Annotated in this window: 20 protein-coding genes; 6 read left to right on the forward strand and 14 right to left on the reverse strand. The window is 67.0% G+C overall.

Features of this window, described 5'->3' with window-relative positions:
* The first annotated feature begins 53 nt into the window (after nt 1-53).
* The gene (purS, locus tag B0293_RS24515) at nt 54-293 is read left to right on the forward strand and encodes a phosphoribosylformylglycinamidine synthase subunit PurS (protein WP_005152565.1); all 240 of its coding nucleotides are present in this window, start codon (nt 54-56) and stop codon (nt 291-293) included.
* Entirely contained in the window at nt 290-967 is a 678-nt protein-coding gene (gene purQ / locus B0293_RS24520; protein ID WP_005152567.1) for a phosphoribosylformylglycinamidine synthase subunit PurQ, read from the forward strand. The genes purS and purQ overlap by 4 nt, the downstream gene beginning before the upstream one ends.
* A gap of 58 nt (nt 968-1025) precedes the next feature.
* Here purQ and B0293_RS24525 read toward each other — a convergent pair whose 3' ends face one another.
* The gene (locus B0293_RS24525) at nt 1026-2753 is read right to left on the reverse strand and encodes an ABC transporter ATP-binding protein (RefSeq protein ID WP_005152569.1); all 1728 of its coding nucleotides are present in this window, start codon (nt 2751-2753) and stop codon (nt 1026-1028) included.
* Nucleotides 2750-4375 (reverse strand): ABC transporter ATP-binding protein, encoded by a 1626-nt coding sequence (locus tag B0293_RS24530; RefSeq protein WP_039915957.1) that lies wholly within the window; start codon nt 4373-4375, stop codon nt 2750-2752. The genes B0293_RS24525 and B0293_RS24530 overlap by 4 nt, the downstream gene beginning before the upstream one ends.
* 119 nt (nt 4376-4494) lie before the next feature.
* Here B0293_RS24530 and purL point away from each other — a divergent pair, with 119 nt between their 5' ends.
* Together purL and B0293_RS24540 are read left to right on the forward strand one after the other, a co-directional pair.
* Entirely contained in the window at nt 4495-6780 is a 2286-nt protein-coding gene (purL, locus tag B0293_RS24535) for a phosphoribosylformylglycinamidine synthase subunit PurL (RefSeq protein ID WP_085939596.1), read from the forward strand.
* Nucleotides 6781-6867: 87 nt separating this feature from the next.
* Nucleotides 6868-8463 (forward strand): recombinase family protein, encoded by a 1596-nt coding sequence (locus B0293_RS24540; RefSeq protein WP_005152572.1) that lies wholly within the window; start codon nt 6868-6870, stop codon nt 8461-8463.
* A gap of 22 nt (nt 8464-8485) precedes the next feature.
* On the opposite strand, the gene B0293_RS24545 is transcribed toward B0293_RS24540, so the two are convergent.
* The 8 genes from B0293_RS24545 to B0293_RS43185 all read right to left on the reverse strand — a co-directional run bounded on the left by B0293_RS24545 (nt 8486) and on the right by B0293_RS43185 (nt 15399).
* On the reverse strand, nt 8486-9406 hold the full coding sequence (locus tag B0293_RS24545; protein ID WP_143254634.1) for an ABC transporter permease: 921 nt from the start codon (nt 9404-9406) through the stop codon (nt 8486-8488).
* 66 nt (nt 9407-9472) lie between these two features.
* On the reverse strand, nt 9473-9601 hold the full coding sequence (locus B0293_RS44705; protein ID WP_280617882.1) for a hypothetical protein: 129 nt from the start codon (nt 9599-9601) through the stop codon (nt 9473-9475).
* Between the two features lie 316 nt (nt 9602-9917).
* Nucleotides 9918-12152, reverse strand: a complete 2235-nt coding sequence (locus B0293_RS24550) for an FtsK/SpoIIIE domain-containing protein (RefSeq protein WP_005152577.1) — start codon at nt 12150-12152, stop codon at nt 9918-9920.
* Nucleotides 12142-12903: a hypothetical protein gene (locus tag B0293_RS24555; RefSeq protein WP_005152578.1), complete on the reverse strand. Its 762-nt coding sequence runs from the start codon at nt 12901-12903 to the stop codon at nt 12142-12144. Before B0293_RS24555 ends, B0293_RS24550 begins: the two co-directional genes overlap by 11 nt.
* A complete protein-coding gene (locus tag B0293_RS24560) occupies nt 12900-13238 on the reverse strand; it encodes a hypothetical protein (RefSeq protein WP_039915963.1) in 339 nt (112 codons plus the stop codon). The genes B0293_RS24555 and B0293_RS24560 overlap by 4 nt, the downstream gene beginning before the upstream one ends.
* Nucleotides 13235-13555 carry a WhiB family transcriptional regulator gene (locus B0293_RS24565; RefSeq protein WP_034317915.1) on the reverse strand — a complete coding sequence of 107 codons (321 nt, stop codon included), beginning with the start codon at nt 13553-13555 and terminating at the stop codon, nt 13235-13237. The genes B0293_RS24560 and B0293_RS24565 overlap by 4 nt, the downstream gene beginning before the upstream one ends.
* Nucleotides 13552-13743 (reverse strand): helix-turn-helix domain-containing protein, encoded by a 192-nt coding sequence (locus tag B0293_RS44875; protein WP_077241373.1) that lies wholly within the window; start codon nt 13741-13743, stop codon nt 13552-13554. The genes B0293_RS24565 and B0293_RS44875 overlap by 4 nt, the downstream gene beginning before the upstream one ends.
* Nucleotides 13744-13950: 207 nt before the next feature.
* Nucleotides 13951-15399 (reverse strand): hypothetical protein, encoded by a 1449-nt coding sequence (locus tag B0293_RS43185; RefSeq protein ID WP_143254635.1) that lies wholly within the window; start codon nt 15397-15399, stop codon nt 13951-13953.
* Between the two features lie 248 nt (nt 15400-15647).
* Between B0293_RS43185 and B0293_RS24585 the strand changes: the two genes are divergently transcribed.
* Both B0293_RS24585 and B0293_RS44880 read left to right on the forward strand, forming a co-directional pair.
* A complete protein-coding gene (locus tag B0293_RS24585; RefSeq protein ID WP_077241375.1) occupies nt 15648-16088 on the forward strand; it encodes an Imm1 family immunity protein in 441 nt (146 codons plus the stop codon).
* 409 nt (nt 16089-16497) lie between these two features.
* On the forward strand, nt 16498-17403 hold the full coding sequence (locus B0293_RS44880) for a helix-turn-helix domain-containing protein (protein ID WP_077241376.1): 906 nt from the start codon (nt 16498-16500) through the stop codon (nt 17401-17403).
* A gap of 390 nt (nt 17404-17793) precedes the next feature.
* On the opposite strand, the gene B0293_RS24595 is transcribed toward B0293_RS44880, so the two are convergent.
* The 4 genes from B0293_RS24595 to B0293_RS24610 form a co-directional block, all read right to left on the reverse strand.
* Nucleotides 17794-18651 (reverse strand): hypothetical protein, encoded by an 858-nt coding sequence (locus B0293_RS24595; RefSeq protein WP_005152585.1) that lies wholly within the window; start codon nt 18649-18651, stop codon nt 17794-17796.
* Nucleotides 18648-19772 carry a pentapeptide repeat-containing protein gene (locus B0293_RS24600; protein WP_005152587.1) on the reverse strand — a complete coding sequence of 375 codons (1125 nt, stop codon included), beginning with the start codon at nt 19770-19772 and terminating at the stop codon, nt 18648-18650. The genes B0293_RS24595 and B0293_RS24600 overlap by 4 nt, the downstream gene beginning before the upstream one ends.
* Before the next feature lie 4 nt (nt 19773-19776).
* Nucleotides 19777-20619 (reverse strand): flagellar basal body-associated FliL family protein, encoded by an 843-nt coding sequence (locus B0293_RS24605; protein ID WP_005152598.1) that lies wholly within the window; start codon nt 20617-20619, stop codon nt 19777-19779.
* Nucleotides 20620-20807: 188 nt separating this feature from the next.
* Nucleotides 20808-21653 carry a lysozyme gene (locus tag B0293_RS24610; RefSeq protein ID WP_005152600.1) on the reverse strand — a complete coding sequence of 282 codons (846 nt, stop codon included), beginning with the start codon at nt 21651-21653 and terminating at the stop codon, nt 20808-20810.
* Between the last annotated feature and the right edge of the window lie 36 nt (nt 21654-21689).

The following is a 21689-nucleotide window of genomic DNA, read 5'->3' on the forward strand; positions in this document are numbered from 1 at the left end:
TGAAGTAGGCTCGGGCGGTACCCACGACCTGCGTGAATAAGGAGCAGCCTGCCGTGGCCCGAGTCGTCGTCGACGTCATGCCCAAGCCCGAAATCCTCGACCCGCAGGGCCAAGCCGCGCTCGGCGCGGCCGGTCGTCTCGGCTTCACCGGGATCACCGGGATCCGTCAGGGCAAGCACTTCGAGATCGAGGTCGACGACTCCGTCGACGACGCGACGCTCGAAAAGATCGCCGAGGGTTTCCTCGCGAACCCCGTCATCGAGCAGTGGACCATCAAGCGGGTGGACGCGTGAGCGCCCGGATCGGGGTCATCACCTTCCCCGGCACGCTCGACGACGGTGACGCGGCCCGCGCGGTCCGCTACGCCGACGCCGAGGCCGTCCCGCTGTGGCACGCGGACGAAGACCTCAAGGGCGTCGACGCGGTCGTCGTCCCCGGTGGCTTCTCCTACGGCGACTACCTGCGCGCCGGCGTCATCGCCCGGTTCGCGCCGGTGATGACCTCGGTGATCGAGGCCGCCCACAAGGGCATGCCGGTGCTGGGCATCTGCAACGGCTTCCAGATCCTGTGCGAGGCCGGGCTGCTGCCGGGCGCGATGATCCGCAACGCGGGTCTGCACTTCATCTGCCGTGACCAGTGGCTGCGCGTCGAGAACAACGACACCGCGTGGACCACCCGGTACGACAAGGGCGCCGAGATCCTCATCCCGATGAAGAACATCGACGGCTGCTTCGTCGCCGAGCAGGCCACCCTCGACGAGCTGGAGGGTGAGGGCCGCGTGGTGTTCCGCTACGTCGGCGGCAACCCGAACGGCTCGCGCAACGACATCGCCGGGATCCGCAGCGAGAACGGCCGCGTCGTCGGCCTCATGCCGCACCCGGAGCACGCCATCGACGCCCTGACCGGGCCCTCCGATGACGGCCTCGGCATGTTCTACAGCGCCGTGGACGCGCTCGTCTCCGCCTGACACCCCACGCGTTTCGTCCTCTAAATGCGTTAAAACCGCATTTAGAGGACGAAATGCGTCAGGAGGCGGCGGCGACCAGGGCCGAGTAGGGCCCACCGGCCGCCAGTAGCTCCGCGTGCGAACCCAGCTCGGTCACCCGGCCGCCCTCGATGACGGCGACCCGGTCCGCCGCGGCCGCCGTGTGCAGCCGGTGCGCGATCGCGATCACCGTCCGCCCTTCGAGCACCGCGCTCAGCGACCGCTCCAGCTCCCGCGCCGAACCCGTGTCCAGCAGTGACGTCGCCTCGTCCAGCACCAGCGTGTGCGGGTCGGCCAGCACCACCCGCGCCAGCGCCAGCTGCTGCGCCATCGCCGCCGGGACGGCGACCGCCCCGGCCCCGACCTTCGTGTCCAGCCCGTCCGGCAGGCTCGCCACCCACTCCGAAGCGCCGACCGACGCCAGCGCGTCGAGCAGCCGGGAGTCGGTCCACTCCCCGGCGGGCAGCGTGAGGTTGTCCCGCAGCGTCCCCGCGAACACGTGCTGCTCCTGGGTCAGCAGCAGGACCTCGCCGCGCAGGACGTCGTCCGGCAGCGTCGACACCTCGGCCCCGCCGATCCGCACCGAACCCGACGTCGGCGCGGACATCCCGGCCAGCAGCCGTCCCAGCGTCGACTTGCCTGCCCCGGACGGGCCGACGATCGCCAGCCGCTCACCGGCGGGCACCCGCAGGTCGATGCCGTGCAGCACTTCGCGCTCCGCGTTGTAGCCGAAACGCACGTCACGGACCTCGATGTCCTGGCCGCGCGGAGCTTCCGAAGCAGGCGCCTCCGACGAAGGCGGCCGCACGCCCAGCAGCCGCCGCAGCGACGCCCCGGCGACCTGCATGTCCGCGAGCCAGAACAGCGCCTCGTTCAGCGGGCCCGTCATGACCTGCGAATACAGCAGCATCGCGGTGATCGTGCCGAGCCCTTCCCAGCCGTTCGAGTAGGCGAGCAGGCCCAGCCCGAGCATCACCGGCACCGGCAGCACGTAGCTGATCTCCAGCGACGGGATCCACCGCATCTGCAGCGCCCGGATCTTGCGTTCGCCCAGCATCGCCTCGTCGAGACCGTCGTGCCCGGTCTTCACCCGGCGGCCGGTCAGGTTCAGCGCCTCGGCCGTCCGTGCGCCCTCCGCGGTCTCGTGCGTGGTGGACTGCAGCTCGGCCCACCGGTCCAGCATCCGCCGCATCACGTCCGGGATCCGCCGCTGGTACCAGATGTTCACCGGCACCAGCAGCGGCAGCGCGATCAGCAGGCCCAGCGCCAGGAACGGCGACGTGACCACCATCGCCACCACCGTGAACACCACCGTGACGGCGGCGATCAGGATCTCCGGCGCGCCGTGGCGCACCGCGTGGTCGATCCGGCTGACGTCGGTGGTCGCCCGGCTGAGCAGATCACCGGTGCCCGCCGCCTCGACCGTCCCGAGCGGAAGGTCCAGCGCGTTCCCGACGAACTCCTCGCGGTTGCTCGCCAGGATCCGTTCGCCGAACACCCGCGCACGCAGCCGCGCCAGCCCCTTGAACCAGGCCTGCGCGCCCAGCACGACCACGAACGCGACCGCCAGGAGCGTGATCGTGGTGGTCGTCGTGCCTTCGACGACCTCGTCCACCAGCGCGCCCAGCAACCGCGGCCCGGCCAGCCCGATCGCGGTCGCGACGCAGAACAGGCCGAGCATCACGGAGAACTCGCGCTTGTTGTCCCGCGCGGTCTCCCTTATCCATCGTCGAACGTCTTTCCGGTCTGCCAGCGGCAGCTTCTTCATGCGGGCACTCTCGTACTCACGACCACGTCGGCCACATGTGTCCACAGTGGACTTTGACTGAACACGACGGTGGTCTTGCCGCGCCGCAGCTTCGCGACGCGTTCGGTTATGCGGGCTTCGGTATGCGCGTCGACGGCCGAGGTCGGCTCGTCGAGCAGCAGGACGTCGGCGTCGGTCGCCAGCGCGCGGGCCAGGTTCAGCCGCTGCCGCTGACCACCGGAGACCTCGCGTCCGCGTTCGCCGATCACCTCGTCGACGCCGTGGGGCAGCGCGTCCACGATGTCCTCGGCGTCCGCCGCGTACAGCGCTTCGGTGATCTCGACGTCGCCGGGCTCGGCGGGGGCGACCTGCTCGCGCAGCACCCCGGAGAACCAGATGTCCTGGTTGTGCGCGTAGACCAGGCGCCGCCGCAGCTCGCCGAGGGCGACCCGGTCCACCGGGATCCCGCCTGCGAGCGCGGGTTCATCCGGATCGGTGAACCGCGCCATCCGCGAGGCCACCTTCTCGGCGTCGGCCCCGACGTCGATCACGGTCAGCTTCCCGGCCTCGGCCTTGATCCCGGACGTCTCGTCGTACAGGTCCAGCGGGCCTTCCGGCAGCGGCACCGGGTTCTCCGGTTCGGCGAGCGTGCGTTCGGTGGACAGCAGTTTGCACACCTTCCGCGCCGAAACCAGCGCGGCGCTCAGCACGCCCGCGAACTCGGTCGCCGTCGTCACCGGAATCACCAGGAACACCGAGACGCCGTAGAACGTGATCAGCTCGCCGACGCCGATGGTGCCGTTCATCGCCAGCTGCGCGCCCAGCCAGGTGATGACCACCGTGACCAGGCCCGGCAGCGCGACCTCCGCCGCAGCGAGCCATGCCTCGCTGCGGCCGACCTGGACCCCGGCCGCCCGGACCCGCTGGCTGGAGCGGCGGAAGCGGTCGAGGAACTGCTTCTCACCGCCGACGCCGCGAAGGATCCGCAGGCCGGAGACGATGTCCGCGGCCAGCGCGTTGACGTCGGTCTTCTCCTCGCGCTGCTTCGTCTGGCGCTTTTCGAGCGGCTTCAGCAGCGGTCCGATGCCGACCACCGCCAGCGGGACGCCGACCAGCGCGACCACGCCGAGCAGCGGGGACGTCGTCAGCAGCGCCGTCGCGCACACGATGAACGCGATCAGCGAACCGAAGGCCCGGCCGAGCACCTCGAAGGAGTCACCGATCGGGTTGATGTCGCTGGTGGTGATCGCGACGACGTCACCGGTGGTGGTCGTGTCCCGCAGGTTCACGCCCAGCTTCGCGGCGTGCTCGGTGGCCAGGCGCTGGGTGACCCCGGCGCCGTGGATCCAGCAGCCGTAGGACGCGAAGTGCTGCACCGTGCCCGCGAGCGTCTGCGCGATCCCGAGCCCGGCGGCCGCGAGGCCCCACAGCCAGACCGAGTCGCCGTCGCCACGGCCGATCGCGTCGATGCCGCGGCCGATCGCGACCGGCAGCAGGGCGATCGGCAGTGACCACAGGGCACCGCTGATCGCCGAGACGGCGAGCAGTCCCGGGCGGGCGAGCATCATCCTGACCAGGTATCGCCAGGCGGTCGGCTTGGCGGGCAGCCGCAGTCGCGGAAGGGGATATGTGGCGGAAAGCACGATTATCGACGGTAAGCGGATCACCGTCTCGGGCGCGACCGATTTATCTGTGGGCGACCGAGAGGTGAACAACCCTCTCCCTTATTCTGGCGGCCGTGGCGAACCCTGATGTGGACACCGTGACCAGCACCGACGTCGACACCACCGCACTTGCCGAGGCGACTCCGGAACAGACTCAGCCGTACGTCGAGCTCGGCCTCGCCGACGACGAGTACGCCCGGATCCGGGAGATCCTCGGCCGCCGTCCGACCGACGCCGAACTGGCGATGTACTCGGTGATGTGGAGCGAGCACTGCTCGTACAAGTCCTCGAAGAAGCACCTGCGCTACTTCGGCGAGACCGCCACTCCCGAGATGAAGGAGAAGATGCTCGCCGGCATCGGCGAGAACGCGGGCGTCGTCGACATCGGCGAGGGCTGGGCGGTCACCTTCAAGGTCGAGAGCCACAACCACCCGTCCTACGTGGAGCCGTACCAGGGCGCCGCGACCGGTGTCGGCGGCATCGTGCGCGACATCATGGCGATGGGCGCGCGTCCGCTCGCGGTGGCGGACGCGCTGCGCTTCGGCCCGGCGGACGCGGCCGACACCCGGCGCGTGCTGCCCGGTGTGGTCGCCGGCGTCGGCGGCTACGGCAACTGCCTCGGCCTGCCGAACATCGGCGGCGAGCTCGTGTTCGACCCGAGCTATTCCGGCAACCCGCTGGTCAACGCCCTGTGCGTCGGCGCGATGCGCGTCGAAGACCTGCACCTGGCCTTCGCCTCCGGCAAGGGCAACAAGATCATCCTGTTCGGCGCGCGCACCGGCCTCGACGGCATCGGCGGCGTGTCCGTGCTCGCGAGCGACACCTTCTCCGGCGACGAGTCCTCGGGCGGGCGCAAGAAGCTGCCCAGCGTCCAGGTCGGCGACCCGTTCACCGAGAAGGTGCTCATCGAGTGCTGTCTCGAACTGTTCGCGCAGAAGCTCGTCGTCGGCATCCAGGACCTCGGCGGCGCCGGGCTCTCCTGCGCGACGTCGGAGCTCGCGGCCGCCGGTGACGGCGGCATGCACATCTACCTCGACCGGGTTCCGTTGCGCGCCACCGGGATGACCCCGGCGGAGGTGCTCTCCAGCGAATCGCAGGAACGGATGTGCGCGGTCGTCTCGCCGGAGAACGTCGAGGCGTTCATGAAGGTCTGCGAGAAGTGGGACGTCATCGCCACCGACATCGGCGAGGTCACCGACGGCGAGCACCTGGTCATCACCTGGAACGACGAGGTCGTCGTCGACGTCCCGGCGCACACCGTCGCGCACCAGGGCCCGGTGTACGACCGGCCGATCCAGCGTCCGTCCACACAGGACGCCTTGCAGGCCGACACCTCGGCGAAGCTGCCGCGTCCGTCCACTTCGGACGAACTGCGGGCCGACGTGCTCAAGCTGATCTCGTCGCCGAACCAGGCGTCGAAGGAATGGGTCACCTCCCAGTACGACCGCTACGTGCGTGGCAACACCGTGTCCGCGCAGCCGTCGGACTCCGGTGTCATCCGGATCGACGAGTCGACCGGCCGCGGCGTGGCCGTCTCGACCGACTGCAACAGCAAGTTCGTCTACCTCGACCCGTACGAGGGCGCGAAGCTCGCGCTGGCCGAGGCGTACCGCAACGTCGCCACCAGCGGCGCGAAGCCGGTCGCGGTGTCGGACTGCCTGAACTTCGGCGCGCCGACCGACCCGGGCGTGATGTGGCAGTTCGAGCAGGCCGTGCACGGTCTCGCCGACGGCTGTGTCGAACTCGGCATCCCGGTCACCGGCGGCAACGTCAGTTTCTTCAACCAGACCGGTGACGTGGCGATCCTGCCGACGCCGGTGGTCGGCGTGCTCGGCGTGATCGACGACGTCACCCGCCGCATCCCGACCGGGATCGGCGCCGAGGCCGGGGAAACCCTTCTGCTGCTCGGCGAGACCCACGACGAGCTGGACGGTTCCGCCTGGGCGCGCGAACTGCACGGCCACCTCGGCGGTCGCCCGCCTCGCGTGGATCTGGCGCGCGAGAAGCTGCTCGCCGACATCCTCATCGCCGGTTCGCGCGACGGCATGATCTCCGCCGCGCACGACGTCTCCGACGGCGGCCTGATCCAGACGCTCGTCGAGACCGTCCTCATCGGACAGTGCGGTGCCCGCGTCTTCCTCGACTCGGAGCAGGACCCGTTCGTGCAGCTGTTCTCCGAGTCCGCGGGCCGGGTGCTGGTCGCCGTGCCGCGCACCGAGGAACTGCGGTTCACCGAGATGCTGACCGCGCGCGGCCTGCCGTGGCGCAAGACCGGTGTGGTGGACCCGGAGTCGGGTTCGCTCGAACTCCAGGACATCACGGAGTTCACGCTGGACGAGCTCCGGGAGACCTGGGAGAAGACCCTCCCCGCGCTCTTCGACTGACGGCTGTCGTGAGTGGCGATTCGGGTTCTGCACCGGCTGGGACAACCGACTACAGTCGGCAGGGCGTCTACCAGCGAGGATACGGCCATGAGCGCACCAACACCGAGGAAGCGGCGGAGGTTCAAGAAGCAGGCCAGTGAGCGGCCGCCCGTCGTCCCCTTCACCCCCGAGGACGACGCGGCGGTCTGCTATTCGCGTGAATCGCACTATACGGATGAGAGCACGTCCAACGTGGTCCAGCGCGACACCACGCACCGGTGGACCTCGGCCTACGACATCCCGGTGGTGGCGACGGTTGAGGACTTGCACGTGTCGGGCGACCTGGAGCCGCACAAGCGAGCGGGTCTTAAGCAGTGGCTGTCCGACGCGCCGCCGCAACCGTGGAAGACGCTGGTCGTGTCCAAGCTTGACCGGCTTGTCCGGAACGTCATGGACGCCTTGAACTTGCTTGAGTGGCTGCGGGCGCGCGGTAAGCGCTTGATCGCGATCGCCGAGGGCATCGATTCCAGTAACTCGATGGCTGAATTCATGATCACGCTGATTGCGGCGTTCGCCCGCATGGAGCGTGAACGGATGCGCGAGCGGTTCCGCTCCGCGAAAGCGTCCCTGAAGGAACAGGGCCGTTGGAGCGGCGAGAGCCACCTGTACGGGACGATGCCGGTGGAGTTGCCGGGCGGTGGTGGCTGGATTCTCGGTTTGGACCCCTACGCGGTCAAGATCCTGCATTCCCTGTCCACGCTGGTGCGGGCGGAAAAGAAGGGGCTCACCGACCTGTGCAAGTGGCTGACGGATAACAAGGTCGTCACTCCGCGAGACCGGCAAGCCCAGTTGACGGCAGAACGGCGGGGTGAAGAACCGGCCACAGTGGAACTCAAGGGCTATCAATGGAAGGGTGCCACGCTTGCCGCGTTGTTGGTGAATCCGGATCTTGTCGAACTCGGCATTTTCGAGCCCGCCGAACAGGCGGAGATAATCGCAGTGCTGGACGAGAAGTCACGCCGCAAAGCGCGTGGTAGCAACCGGCCGTACCCGTTCTCCGGTGTCCTGGTGTGCCCGGAGTGCATGGAGCCGTTGTGGCACCGTATCGCGGGTGACACGCGGACCCGCGCGAACGGGACCAAGGTCAGTTATGAGTATCGGTACTGGAAGTGCCCGACGGCCAAACACGGGCCGTCCATCCGTGCGGAAGACGTGGAACCCTATGCCGAGAAATCTTTCTACGTACTCTTTTCCATGGTGCCGGTCCGCGAACGGATCGTGTTGCCCCCAACGAATCACGCTAACGAAATCGCGAAGCTGGAGCGGGAACACGCGCGGCTCATGTCACGGGTTGCGCGGGCAGTGTCGGCGGATGAGCGTCAGCGGATCATGGGCGACGGGAACAAGATCCTGAAAGATATCGACACGCTTCGGGCGTTGCCGATTGATCCCGGGGGTGTGCAGTGGGTGCCGACGGACCGGACGTGGCGGGAAGAACTGGAAACACTGACACCGGAGGAACGGCGTCTCCGGTGGCTTGATGTGGGTTTCTCGTTCGCCGCACAGAAACGGCCCGATGGAAAACTTATGATGGGGTGGCTTCTGCCGGAGGGCTGGCAGGACGCCATGCCGGAACTAGCCGAATTCGCAGATAAGTACGTCACGGAAAGCGGGATGGTCGATATCACGGACCTACTCGGCTAACGCCCGGGGGCGTGAGCACAGATCACGGGCAGGGCCGGTACCCGATCACTAGGTGGCCCTGCCCGTGTTGCTGTCTGAGTGTCAGTTCACCGAGTTGCGGACCGGGTGCGGCGGTGGGGGTGTCGTCAAAGATGGAGCCGAACGTCAGGTGGCACGCGTCCACGACGCTGGTGACGTGGTCCGGCTCGAACCGCACAGCGCTACCGGGGACCGACAGGCGCGTGACGTAGTCGTGGGGGTTGGTGACCTCGGCGGCCAGTGCCAGGAACGCGCCCGGACAGTCCACCGCGCCCCGCGCGGCGGCGAACGCGTCCGCCGCCTGCGGGCTGAAATGAAAGCAAAAGTCGGCGGCGGCACTGGTCCCGGATGCCGCCGCCTGTCGGCCGCCCGTGGCCTGATCGGACAACCTGACGACCAAGTTCCATACCAGTGCGTTGGGGGTGCGCGGCAGAATCCGCGCGACCGCTTCCGCGTGCGCCGCGTTCAGTTCGTCCTGTGTCTGGCGGGTCTCTTCGGCCGCGTTCACGGCCAGCATGACCGAACCGGCCGTCACCATGGCCAGCCCGAGGGCCAGCGCCCCGAGCGTCTGTGGTCGGCGGGTGCGGAGTCTCAGGTGGACGGCGGCGACCATCGCGGCAGCGAACAGGATCACCCCGGCGACCACGACCCACCACCACGGGTCCACATAGGTCAGCAGCCACACCGCGACCACGAGCAGCGGCACCGTCAGCCGCCACGCCAGCGGCACGCCGCGCCCGAGCAGCAGCATGACGACCATGCCGCCGACACCGCCGAACAACCAGGGCCACATCTGCCAGCCTGACAACCACCACGCCGCCAGCGCCAAGAACAGCGCCAGCCCGAGCGCCGGATATCTGACGCCCCGTTCAATGGCAGCGCGCCGCCGCTCACGAGCGGCGGCGCGTTCGCCTGCCTCTGCCATCCGATCGAACAATGATCCTCCACCCATCTAGTCAGGATGCGCCCGGACCACCCGGGACGCCACCTATCAGTGCTGGTCACCGCGCTGCGGACGGGTGAGGGCGTCGTACACGACGTTGATCCTCTCCGCCAGCTCCGCGAAATCGGAACCTTCGACCAGCACCCACGCCGCACCCTCTGGCGTCGTCTTGAGCATCACGCGCCCCACGTCGGGCCGATGACCCGCCGTCGACCGTGCGGAGCCGTCTACGGCCCTCTCAGCGCCCCCGGCGGTGGTGCCCTGTCCGCCGTCGCGGGCTGAGTCCGCGTCTGGCTGGTCCGCGTCCTGCGGGCCGTCGGCGTGGTCACCGTCCGGTGTGTTCGGTCGGCCGCCTGCGGCGCCGTGTCCGTCCTCGGATTCGTCGGCGTCGTGGTCATGGTTGCTGCCTTTCGAGCGGGTGTCTGCGGTCGCTGGTCGGGGGGAGCGGGGGAAGGCCCCGGGCGTGGTACCGATTTCCCTGGTTTCGGGCGGTTTACGGGTCTTCGGTGGTGGCATTCCCCCGCCTCCCCCCGGGGTGTTTGCCCTGGTCAACCGAGGGATCTTGGTCGGGGGAGGCTAGGGGGAGAACTCCCCCGGTCTCTGGTGCTTCCCCCGTTGCCTCCCCGCGTGCCTGTCGGCGGGCGGCGGCCACGTCGTCGGCGTGGACGTACATCAGTCCGCGTACCTTGCGGAGCCGTTGCCCGTGGTCGGTCAGCACTGCTTTCAGGTCGGCGAACGCCCACGGTTCGTACTCGTCCGCGTTGTACTCGGCAAGGCGGGTGAGCACGGTCTGTGTCCGCACTCGCTGTTCGTCGCCGAGCACGTGCGCAATGTCGGCGAGGTGATCCACCGGAGCCGCCTCAATCTCGATTCGCTCCGCTGTCTCCACCGCCCGCCCGGCGTCCTCAATGGACGCCATGGCGCGGGCGATGACCGGTGTCACGTCGTCGGCCCCGTCCTCGAACGGCACATAGAACGTCCGCACCAACTCGAAAACCTCATCGGTGATGCCGACCGCGACACAGGTTCCCCGGTCGGTGTTGATCCGTAGTTCGGTCGCGCGGACACCGGCTGCGTACCGGCCAGAACCCAACAACCCGTCGTTGGCCACCTGGTCGGCCACGGAGAACGCCACGCCGCAGGAGATGTTGCGCGTGATCTCCCGGGGAATGCTGTCCTTGGTGGGCGACTGCGTGGCCAGCAAGAGAACGACGCCGTACTTCCGGCCGCGTTTGATCAGCCGCACCGCCAGCTCCGCCGCCCGCTTCCCGAACTTGGGATGTTGGAACAGTTCGTGACACTCATCGATCGCACACACCAGCGGGTGCAATCCCAACGCGCGTTTGTCGGCGAGCTTGCGCGACACCTTCGGCGGCCGCCCGGGTTGTTCGCCGAGCGTCTTACCGCGTCGCTCCATTTCGGTCAGCAGGTCCGCCAGTGCTTGCGTCGCCGCCTCGGCGACGGTGTCGTCCATTCCCATGCGGTAGCGGGACAACCGTGGTTCGAACGGCGCGAAGTCCGGGGACTCGCCCATCACGAACACCCACAACTCGGCCGTCGGGTCGAGTGCCGCGCCGAGCATGAGCGTGCGCAGCGCCGACGATTTCCCTTGCCCGGGGCGGCCTCCGATCAACCAGTTGACCCCGAGCAACGGCGCGTTGATGACCAGCCCGCGTTGCGAGAGTCCGAACGGGACACCCTCGAAAAGGTCGACCTGTCCATCGTGGACCAGGGGCCAGTCGCCGGCGCCGCGGCCGCCGAGAACGCCCTTGTCCGCGACCCACAGATCTAGGATTCCGTCCTCGGATCCCTTGGTGGGCCACGTTTCCAGCGCGGCGCGTCCGAGGTTCGCCGCCAACCTGGATCGGCGCGCGGCCACCATGTCGGCCGTGACACCCATCGGCAACCGGATCTGCGCGGCGGTGCCGTCGCCGTCCTTGCGGGCGGCCACCGTGTACACGAGTTCGCCGCCGTCGCGGTAGAACTTGTCCAGCGGAGCGATACCGAGATGCGCGAGTGCGCGGGAGATCATCCGTTCGTCGATCCACGAATCGGCGTCGTCCCGGTCCGGCTGCACGAGCCACCCCGCGCCCGGGGTCCGGTCGCGTCCCTCGAACGCGGCCGCGACCACCAGCACCAACGGCAGCGCCCACAACACCACCGGTCCGAGGAACACCAGCACCGACCATGCCGCGTCGAGTCCGGTGTAGACCTCGGCCAGCCACGTCCACATGTCCGCCCGTTCCATGAACGCGGCCACCGCCCACAACACCGCCACCACCGGCGCGGCCACCCGCACCGTGATCACGAACCGTCGAACGGCGATCCCGAGTTTCGCCCATCGTGCCGTCGCGTCGGAGCGGATCAGCTCCTGCGCGGCGCGGCGTGCTTCGGCGTCGCCTGCCAGCCGTGCCCGCCGCGCGTCCGCCCGCAGGTCGGCATACGTGGCCCACTGCCAGAACTTCAGCAGCCACCGCCACATGCCGCGCGCCACGAACCAGACCAGCCGCGCCACATCGCGCGGAGCCTGCCGGACGCGGTAGGCGGCCAGCGACCGCGCCCGCACCACCGGCGCGGACTGCCACGCCCGACGCAGCCACCGGCCGACACGGCGCCGCACCGTCCGCCGACGTGGCTGCGGCAACGTGTCATCCACCAACTCGCCGTCAAGGATCGGCCCGACGTGTTCGACGTCGCGCGACCCGGCACGCTCCAGATCACTGGTCATGGCGCACCCCCTCGGCCACCTCGGCGACGAGCGCGGCGGCCAGCCGGGACGACAGACCACGCGAACACCCGGTGGCTTCCCGCACCCATGCCGGAGTGATCTCCACCTCCGCCGACCACACGGCCCGCGCGTCGGCGAGATAGTCGGCGAACAGCTTCCGCCGTTCCGGCCGCGCCACCTCGGCCACGGTCGCGGGCGGTTCGTCCACGGCGGGTTCATGAACCTCCGTGCGGTTCATGGACGTAGAGACCGCGACGTGAACCGCGTCCGTGAGCTTGTCCCGCAGGTCGGTGACCGCCTCGGCGGCCACGAACACCACCACCGGGGGCACCGAGTGCAGCACCACCCCCGCCGGAGACCCTGCCGCCCACGATGACCATGTGTTCATGACATACGTCGCGGCCAGCGTGAGCCATTTCGCCGCGCGAACCCACCGTCCGGTGTGGACCTGGTACCGCGCGGTGATCTGTTCGGCCCGCAGGATGGCCAGCAAGACCAGGCACACGGTCGGGTCCAGCAGCCACGCCGTCAGCCACGGCAGCGAACCCACCTCGGCGCCAGCGGCGGCGAACCACTGAACGTTCGCCGTCGTGAACGCCAACCCGAGCACGATCCCGGACCAGCACAACCGGTCCACCTGACGGCGGACCCGCTCCACTCGCCACGCGATCACATCCGGGTGGGACTGCCAGCGCCGAACCTCGGCAGCGTCCGCCGCCTCACGGGCCAGCCGATCAGCGTTCGTGGTCATCGGCGACCACCACCCCGACGCCTCATGGTCGGAGCGTCCAGTGTGGTCACCGTCAGCGCCCGAGTCAGGACATGTGCCGCGATCAGGTCAGGCACCGCCAGCACCACGAGCAGCAGCAGCGGGCTACCCGGGTGCGTGATCACGAGCCACTGAACGCCCACGAACGCGGCGCCCATGAATAGCACCCGTCCGGCCAGCGACACCACCCGGGCGCTAGCCCGCGCCGCGTCAGCCGCCGCACGCGCCTTGCGGGCACTGGCCCGCCAGACGGTGAACAGCAGCACCAGGACACCAGCCCCGGCCAGAATCTGTGTCGTCGACAGAGAGACAGTCATCGTGCCTCACCACCCCGACGACGCAGCCACACCGGGAACAGTGCCCGCCGATCGGTATCCGGCAGCGCGCCCCACACCCCGACCGTGTTCTCACCGGCCGTGCGCAAGTCGAGTTCCAAGCACTCATCAACCACTGGACACCCGGCACACATCCGTGCCGCCGTCGCCCTGTCCGTCTCACCCTCGGGGAAGTCGCTCCGATCGAACGCCCACAAACACAGGCCATCCCTTGCCACCACTTCGGACAACACGTCGTCCGGCACGGCGGACAACCGGTCAAGCTGAGCAGCCAACTCCGTGTATTCGTCTTCAGTCATCGCGCACCGCCAAGCACACGCCGCAGTTCGGCGGCGGGAACCACAAGACGGGACCTACGCCGAACGGCACGCAAGGCACCAACTCGGACCGCGTGGCACACCCTGGACTCGCTAACTCCGAGAGCCCAGGCGGCCTGACGGATCGAAACATGCGCCGAAGAACCGGCACTTTGGATTGTGTTACTCATGATTGTTGAATCCTTACTCTTGGCTGCGACTCGCGGAATTGCGAGCCGTCGCCATCAAGTAAGGCGCCGAAGCGTCGAATCAACTATGTCAACACCGAAGTAAACTATTCCATGCTTGAATAGCCGCAGGTAAGGAATGCTTTAATGAAGCGCGGTATTCCGAGAAAGAATGCCGCAGTGGCTAAATATTCTCAGCCAGGATGTTGATCAAGGGTTGCGCTTGACCTCGGCCAGCAGCTCGCGGAAGTCGCGCCCCGCGTCGGTGCCGTACGTGGTGAGCTCGTCTTCAAGTTCGGTCGAGACCATCAGTAGTGATGGGCGACTCTGGCGGCCGGACTGGAGCGCGCGCATGCCCAGTTCCTCCGCCTGTTCGACGTCGCCGCGCCTTGCGGCTATGACGGCGAGGGTTAGCTCAGCTTCGGCTATGCGCATCGGGGAAAGCGGAACGCCCTCGGGGTTGACCCCGCGTCGGATTACTTCCTCGGCGTTTCGCTGCGCGAGTTGGTCTTCGCCGACAATTCGATAGGTATCCATTGCGTAGAAGTCCCACTTGTCAGGATCAACAACAAAGTGGTTATCCGGCCTATCTGGGAAGGGGAGCCGATCCAGGAGGGCGCTGCCGTTGTCCAGCGCTTGGCGAACCTCTTTGGGCTTGCCCATGCGGGCGTACGCTTTCGCCTGCTGCCCGTACAACTGCACTGCGACAGAGTGGGAGGGTGCCGCCAAAACCCCCGCTTCAGCGGCCGGAATAACGGCGCGGTAATTTCCTGCCGTCAGATGGAACCATGCGAGCATTTCATGCGCCCACCCTACAATTCCCTGATCCCCGGCTTCCTTACCTAGTTCCATTGCCATGCGACGTGTCGCTTCCGCTGCGCGAGCATCGCCTGTGTCGTATTCCAGGCATCCAACAAGCAAGGCCAGTGTTCCCGCCTTGCTGAGTATGTCGCGGTGCTGTGACAGCGTCAGTCGATTTTCGAGCAACTGTGTCATCTTGCCCAGCCACTCTTTACCGGCAACCATCAGCGTGCGAGCGTCAGCATGCGGATAGTCGCAACACAATTGCTCCACCGTGATACTGAGTGCGTCAATGGTCGACGAGTCGATTGCCGATGCGCGCACGCGTCGCAAGAGTTCAAGTGTATCCATTCCGGTGTTGACCACCAGGAGTTCGTCACGTTCCCCTGCCGCAATTAACTTATTGGATTCATGGCCAGCATTGGCAGTCCGCGGAATCCTCAATCGGCTTTCGCCTGGAAAATCGAACCAAAGAAGATGCTGCGGCAGATGCAGAATCTTTGCATAGTTCCGGAGATTTCCGAGGTTTTCTTCCGGCTTTCCGTTTTCAAGCTTGCTTACCTGGGCTTGCGTAAGTCCCAGCCAGCGACCCAGCAACTCTTGATTGAGCGCCTTCCCGAACAGTTGAAGGTGGCGCGGGTGGTTCCGATACGCCTTGAAGACCTTCCCAATGTGATGACTCGCGAAGGCTGCGCGAAACGCATCAGTCTCGAAGAATTCATTTCGAAGCTGTGCAGGGGGTGTCCGCAGCTGGTCGCGCTGCTCCCTCAGGCACTTGCTGCACATTCGGGCCGTATTGTCGGCAGCGAGCAAGGTCCCGCATTCCGGGCAGTTCCGTGAACCACCGGGTGTACCCATGCGATCCCCCTTGCCGAGGTCTGTACCGATCAGCCTCCGACCAGCGTACCTAGCGCTATCGGCCGCCACCACCGAGTGAAGCTCACAGTCCCCTGATCTGACCTCCCACCTGCGGATATGTCAGATACGGCATGTGGCATGCCCGAGTAGATATAGACCCCCGCGCCACTCCCCGTGACCGTAGGCCGAGCAAGACCCCGACAGGGGGCCGAGACCGGCTTCAACCGACCGAACGGTGACATGGACGCATGATTGTGACGGCATCGCTTTCTTCCGGCGTGGCCCGAGTCGCGCGCGGAATGGCTGCATCGGCCGCACTTGTTGAAGAAATCTTGACAATAGACCACACCGATTCGGAAACCACCCTTTCGATCGGCGAAGTTGAGTTCTACATCAGCAAGGATGGGCCGTTTCCAAATCATCAATTTCGGGTAAGCGTCCGCCCGTCCATTGGTCTTGCCGCGTTGAACTACATGGACAACGACGATGCTCGAATGCCGATCGCGAACTCATACAATCCCAGGCGTCCGCTTCCTGAATCAAACCTCATCTTCAATGGGTCAGTGGGGTCGGTGTTTCCGCGCTCGGCGGCGATTCCTATTGCCGATGCGCGCACTGCGTTAATCGAGTGGCTAAATACGAGACTGCGGCCAACCTGCATTCAATGGCGCCCATACGACAAATACTGAAGGAACCGGCAATGACGACAGGAACTCAATCGACCTCAGAGCGGCATCACTTGACTTGGATCACAGCCGATAGCGATGCTGTGATCGATCATGCGGTGACCGACGACGCCTTGGCGGCAGGAATGGCGTCCCAGGATGTATATCAGGGCTTATGTGGAGTGCTGTTCGTTTCTGCGCCAATGACTGCCGCTCCGGGAAATGTGTGTGTAGGTTGCCGCCTGTTTATAGAGGCGCGAGCATCCTTGAAGTCAATGGAACAGCGAATGTCAGTCCGACGCTGCCATCGTCGCCATGCACGTCCCGGTGTACTCGCCCGGATGGCGGCGGCATTGAAATCTCCGGCTGTCCCGACCCATATTCCGCATCCCCGTTCGGCGTCGGGCATGGGAAGCGCTAGGTGAAACAACCCATGAGGCAAGAAACATCGACCGCGCGCTCTAGGGAACTCGGCCACGAGCTTCGACGAGTCCGCAAGCGCGCCGGGTACTCCGGCACAGAAATGGCGCGGATGTTGGGTTGGGGCCTACCCAAAGTCTCCCGACTGGAGAGCGGTCAACGCGAGGTGCTCCCGACGGAAATCACGGACTACCTTGCTCGCGCCCGAGCGACGCCCGAAGAACTCGCGGAGCTCGTAGCGCTGGCAAGCGGGGCTCACAATCACAGGCTGCAATTTCACGCCGCAGGCCAACCCGACGCCCTTCGCACCCTCACCTTGCTGGAAGCACGCTGTAAATCGATCACGACCTACAGCCCGGATCTTGTTCCCGCTCATCTCCAGACTGACGCCTACATTCAGGCCGTCTTCCGACGGTACGGCCACACCGCTGGTCCCGAGTTCGACGCGGCTGTCGCTGCCCGGGTCAAGCGCCAAACGGCCATATTCACCCGGCACTCACGCCCCGCCCTCACCCTCTATGTTCACGAAGACGCTCTCTGCGCGACGCTCGACGACCCGGCGATCATGTACGAGCAACTGCTCCATCTCCAGCTCTCGTCGGAGCTGCCTCACTGCCGTATCCGTGTCGTACCCGCCAGCAACGACACCTTCGACAGCCGCCACGACTTCACGATCTTCCGGCACGAAGTCGATCAACCCGTGCTCCACGTAGACGCTCTCACCGCCAGCCTCTTCCTGGAGGACGACACCGAGATCGCCTTCTATCAGGAGTTCCTGAACCACGTCGATGCCGCCGCGCTCGATCGCCACGAGTCCAGGGAATGGCTCGCCAGCCGAACGCGGGAGCTCGAACCGAGAACGCATGTCCATGCCAGGAGATGGCCGCAGGACTCCCGGTTGGTGCACCAACCCCGATAGGTGCACCAACCGGGTTCCACTCTGCTGTCACGGTCAAGCAGCGGCGTCACGTGCACAGCCCGTAGCGTGGACTGCGCTGCGTTGATCCGCCTGCGGTAGGCATGAGTGCCCAGAGTTGAGCCGCCCGCCCTTGACACGACCAGGGGCGGGCGGCTCCTCGCACTCATGGCTCGTACAGGACGAGCGGAGTACAGTGTTGTTGGTTGACTTAGACGGTGGCTAGCCCGAATCGCCACTCACGACCCCCGGTACCGACGTCTCACCGCCGCGTGGCCGGGCTCCCGACGCGAGTCGTCCGTCTGGACACGCGTGTCGTCCATCCAGTCACGTGTGTCGTCCGTCCAAGCACACGAAACCGTCCGCCAGTAGGTACCTAAGAGACGGTCAGCCCTAACCCGAATCGCCACTCACGACCGGCAAAGTCGTCCCGGGCGGGAACTTCGCGCCTTCCAGTACCGGCGGCTCCGCGAAAGTGGCGACGCTGAAGTCGACAGCGGTCTCGACGACCGTGTTGGCCAAGGACACCTTCCGCTCGAACCTCGCCCGCGTGAGTTCGAGCTCGCCGTGGATCGTCACGTTCTCCAGCAGGAACTTCCCGGACAGCTGGGCGTCGGTGAGGTCGAGATACGTCAGCACCTCGCAGCGATCCGCGCCGAACCAGCCGACCCGCCTGCCGAGCAGCCCCAGTTTGTCGAGCCGGGCATCGCTGAGGTTGAGCGAAAGCGTCGGCCCGGTGGTGCCGGAGATGGGCAGGATGTCGCGGATCAGCCGTTCGGCCGCGCGCCGGACCAGCCGTTCGCGTTCGGCTTCGGCCTTGTTTTCCTTGTCCCACTTGGTGTCGCTCGGAAAACTCGGATGGTCGAACGGCCGCCGCAGGTAGGCGCACAACACGTCGAGCACCGTCTGCCGGTACTCCGGACGCGTCCTGGCCAGCCCCGCGAGCGAATGCATCGCCCCGACCCGCACCTGGTCGGCCTCGTTGCCCAGCAGTTCGATCGACTTGGCGAAGCGCTCGTCGGAGATCCGGCTGCGCTCGATCTCGTGCCGGTCCTCCTCGGTACGCCTGCGCCGGTCGTTGAGCCAAAGTCCATACAGCGCGGCGACCGCGCCACCGGCGAGGGCGCCGGTCTTGAGCGCGTCGCCGCGGCTCGTCGCGCGATCCGTGAGCAGCCAGGCGGTGACCCCGACGAGCACCACGACCGACGACAGCAACGTCCACAGCAGCGGTGACCTGAGCAGTCGTTTCATCGGTCCTTCATCACGAGCCTGGCCCGGCCGTCGGGCAGCGTCTCGACGGACCAGCCCGCCGGGAGCTCGTGATCCCTCGACGGTTCCACCATCGTGTTGTACAGCGACACGGTGCCGGGCGGCTCACCGAAGCTCAGATCCGCGAAGCTTTCGAACCGCGCGCGATGCAGGTCCAGCGTCTTCCCGAATTTCGCGTCGGCGAAGACGGCGTTCTTCACGAAAACGCTGTCCTTGAAGGACGTCTCACCGGCGAAGGCCGTGCCCCGGAACTCGGCGTCCTCGGAGAACCGCACCCCGCTGAACCACGCCCGCTGTTCGAACTTGGCTTCACTGCACCGGAAGAAGCCGATCCGCTTCTTCTCACCCGCTCCGGCGCCGGTCAGGTACACCGGCCCGCGGAACACGCAACCGGACAGGTTGGTGCTGCTGTACAGACCGGCGTACCGGAGCAGCAGCTTGCCGACCTTCCGCTCCGACAGGTCGAAGTACTCCAGCACCGCCCCGGTCAGGTCGAGGTCGTACGCGGGCACGTCCGCGGAATCCGCGGCCGGGAGCAGTTCCCCGATCAACCGCTGCGCGGTCTGCCGCACCTGGAGTTCCTGATCCTGCTCCGGGGTCGCCTTCTTCTCCGAGTCGCCCCTGGACGGCTTCGCGGTTTCGTCGTACCGCGGATGTTCGAACGGCCGCCGCAGGTACGAGCACAGGATGTCCAACACGGTCTGCCGGTAGACCGCCCGCCCGCGGGCCAGGCCCGCCAGCGCGTGCATCGCCCCCACCCGTACCTGGTCGGCGTCGTGCCCGAGCAGTTCGACGGCCTTCGCGAACCGTTCGTCCGAGATCCGGTCCCGGTCCTGGTCGGCCCGCCGCAGTTCGAGTTCCTGCCGCTGCCGCTCGATCTCCTGCCGCCGCTCCTCGACCCGGCGCCGCCTGTCGTTGAGCCACAACGCGTAGAGCGCGACGATGGCGCCCCCGGCGATGCCGCCGGTCTTCAACGCCTCGCTGCGGCTGGTCGCCGGATCGGTCAGCAACCAGCCGCCCACGGCCAGCAGGAGTACGAGCGAGGCGATGAACGTCCAGAGCAACGGGGAGCGGAGCGTCGGGGACCGGAGCAACCGCTTCATTCGCTCAGAATACGAAGAAGTTGCGGACGCAGAAGGACTTGTCCGGGTTGTCGTCCGAGGAGATCCCCGACCCGCTCACCTTCTTGCCCTTGACCGTGCCTTCGATGTCACCGGTGATGAAGCCGTCGCCGATGCCGGCGGTCTTGGTGACCTCCAGCTGCGACGGCGCCGGGGCCATGATGTCGATCGAGTCGCCCATGGTCGCCTTCATGTCCTCGCAGACCAGCGACAGCGCGCCGGCCTTGTCGCCCGCGCTCACCTTCGCCAGGAAGTCCTTGAGGTTCTGGACGCCCTTCGGGTTGCCTTCGGAGCCCGTGCTGCCACCGCTTTCGGTGCTCTTCGGGCTGCTCTTGGGCGCGCTCGACTTCGGGCTGCTCTTCGGCGCGGAAGACGGCGGCGCCTTCTCGGACGACGACGCGGGCGGCGCGGCCGTGTTGTTGCCCTCGTCCTTGCTGAGCAGGAAGCCCGGCGCGAGGAACCCGGTGACACCGAAGGCGATCAGTACGACGAGGCCGATCACGATCCCGATGATCAGGCCGGTCTTGCTCTTCTTCGGGGGCTCGGGCGGGCCGCCGTAACCCTGCGGGTAGCCGGGGTTGTTCGGGTCCCAGCCCTGCTGCTGCGCGTTCGGGTCCCAGCCTTGCTGCGGCTGCTGCGGGTATTGCTGGGTCTGGTCCCAGCCCTGTTGCGGCTGCTGCTGGTACTGCTGGGTCTGGTCCCAGCCCTGCTGCGGCTGCTGTCCGTACTGCTGAGGCTGACCGTATTGCTGGGTCTGGTCCCAGCCACCGGGCTGCTGTCCCTGGGGGTCCTGGCCGTAGGGCTGGCCTGGCTGGGGTGGGTAGGTCATCGGTCTCGCCTTCCGTACTGGGGCCTGAGGCTGCAGATCAGACGACCGGCGGTCAGCGCTGGTTCCGGATCCGCCCATGCCAGGGTTTTCGTGGGCATTCTGCTCCGGAAGGTACCCCGCGACGAAAGTGGCGCGCGAAAGCGGCTCCCGGCCGGGGCCGGGAGCCGCTTCTTCACGAAATGCGCAGCTCAGCCGTTGGCCAGTGCCTGCAAACGGTCGTAAGCGCCGTTGAAGGTGTTCTGGTCGAGCGGGCTGGAGGTGTACTGCCACACGGTGTAGAAGCCCCAGCCGTAGGGCAGTGTGCCCACGGAAGACGCGTAGCGCGCGATCCACAGCGGGACCGTGCCACCGAAGTTCTGCGACGAGCCGACACAGGTGCTCCACCAGCTCGTCGAGGTGTAGATGACGGGCCAGCGGCCGGTGCGCTGCTGGTATCGGTCGTGGAACGCCCGGATCCACGCCCCCATGGCCGACTGGCTCAGGCCGTAGCAGGTGGCGCCGTACGGGTTGTACTCCATGTCCAGCGCGCCCGGCAGGGTCTTGCCGTCCTTGGACCAGCCGCCGCCGTTGTTGACGAAGTAGTCCGCCTGCGCCGCGCCGCCGGAGACGTTGGGCAGGGCGAAGTGGTACGCGCCGCGGATGAAGCCCTGGCCGTAGGAGCCGTTGTACTGCTGGGCGAAGTACGGGTTCTTGTAGCTCGTGCCTTCGGTGGCCTTCGTCCACACGAAGCGCTTGCCCTGACCCCACCAGTAGGCCCAGTCGACGTTCTGCTGGTAGCTGGCGACGTCCATGCCCGCGACCGTCGCGAGCACCCCGGCCTCAGGCTGCGGCCGGGCCGCCTTCTCCTTGGACTCCGGGGTGGAGGTGTCGCCTTCCACGCGCCGGATCTGCGATCCGATCGTGTGGTCGTTCTGCTGGAGATCCTGTTCGATCGACGTGATCTCGGGGGACGGGGCGGCCGACGCCTGGACCGTGCTGCTGAGCAGGAGCAGCGCGGAGCCGACGGCGATGGCGATTCTTCGGGAAGTGCGCATACGACAATCCCTTCACGGATAACCCTCGCTGAGGAC

This window comes from Amycolatopsis azurea DSM 43854 (assembly GCF_001995215.1).
GTDB classification, from domain to species: Bacteria; Actinomycetota; Actinomycetes; order Mycobacteriales; family Pseudonocardiaceae; genus Amycolatopsis; species Amycolatopsis azurea.

Bases quoted from the DNA above. Each gene is read 5' to 3' on its own strand.
- B0293_RS24525 (WP_005152569.1), bottom strand. From the start codon at position 2,753: ATGAAGAAGCTGCCGCTGGCAGACCGGAAAGACGTTCGACGATGGATA.
- B0293_RS24540 (WP_005152572.1), top strand. From the start codon at position 6,868: ATGAGCGCACCAACACCGAGGAAGCGGCGGAGGTTCAAGAAGCAGGCC.
- B0293_RS24545 (WP_143254634.1), bottom strand. From the start codon at position 9,406: ATGGCAGAGGCAGGCGAACGCGCCGCCGCTCGTGAGCGGCGGCGCGCT.
- B0293_RS44705 (WP_280617882.1), bottom strand. From the start codon at position 9,601: ATGCTCAAGACGACGCCAGAGGGTGCGGCGTGGGTGCTGGTCGAAGGT.
- B0293_RS24550 (WP_005152577.1), bottom strand. From the start codon at position 12,152: ATGACCAGTGATCTGGAGCGTGCCGGGTCGCGCGACGTCGAACACGTC.
- B0293_RS24555 (WP_005152578.1), bottom strand. From the start codon at position 12,903: ATGACCACGAACGCTGATCGGCTGGCCCGTGAGGCGGCGGACGCTGCC.
- B0293_RS24560 (WP_039915963.1), bottom strand. From the start codon at position 13,238: ATGACTGTCTCTCTGTCGACGACACAGATTCTGGCCGGGGCTGGTGTC.
- B0293_RS24565 (WP_034317915.1), bottom strand. From the start codon at position 13,555: ATGACTGAAGACGAATACACGGAGTTGGCTGCTCAGCTTGACCGGTTG.
- B0293_RS44875 (WP_077241373.1), bottom strand. From the start codon at position 13,743: ATGAGTAACACAATCCAAAGTGCCGGTTCTTCGGCGCATGTTTCGATC.
- B0293_RS43185 (WP_143254635.1), bottom strand. From the start codon at position 15,399: ATGGGTACACCCGGTGGTTCACGGAACTGCCCGGAATGCGGGACCTTG.
- B0293_RS24585 (WP_077241375.1), top strand. From the start codon at position 15,648: ATGATTGTGACGGCATCGCTTTCTTCCGGCGTGGCCCGAGTCGCGCGC.
- B0293_RS44880 (WP_077241376.1), top strand. From the start codon at position 16,498: ATGAGGCAAGAAACATCGACCGCGCGCTCTAGGGAACTCGGCCACGAG.
- B0293_RS24595 (WP_005152585.1), bottom strand. From the start codon at position 18,651: ATGAAACGACTGCTCAGGTCACCGCTGCTGTGGACGTTGCTGTCGTCG.
- B0293_RS24600 (WP_005152587.1), bottom strand. From the start codon at position 19,772: ATGAAGCGGTTGCTCCGGTCCCCGACGCTCCGCTCCCCGTTGCTCTGG.
- B0293_RS24605 (WP_005152598.1), bottom strand. From the start codon at position 20,619: ATGACCTACCCACCCCAGCCAGGCCAGCCCTACGGCCAGGACCCCCAG.
- B0293_RS24610 (WP_005152600.1), bottom strand. From the start codon at position 21,653: ATGCGCACTTCCCGAAGAATCGCCATCGCCGTCGGCTCCGCGCTGCTC.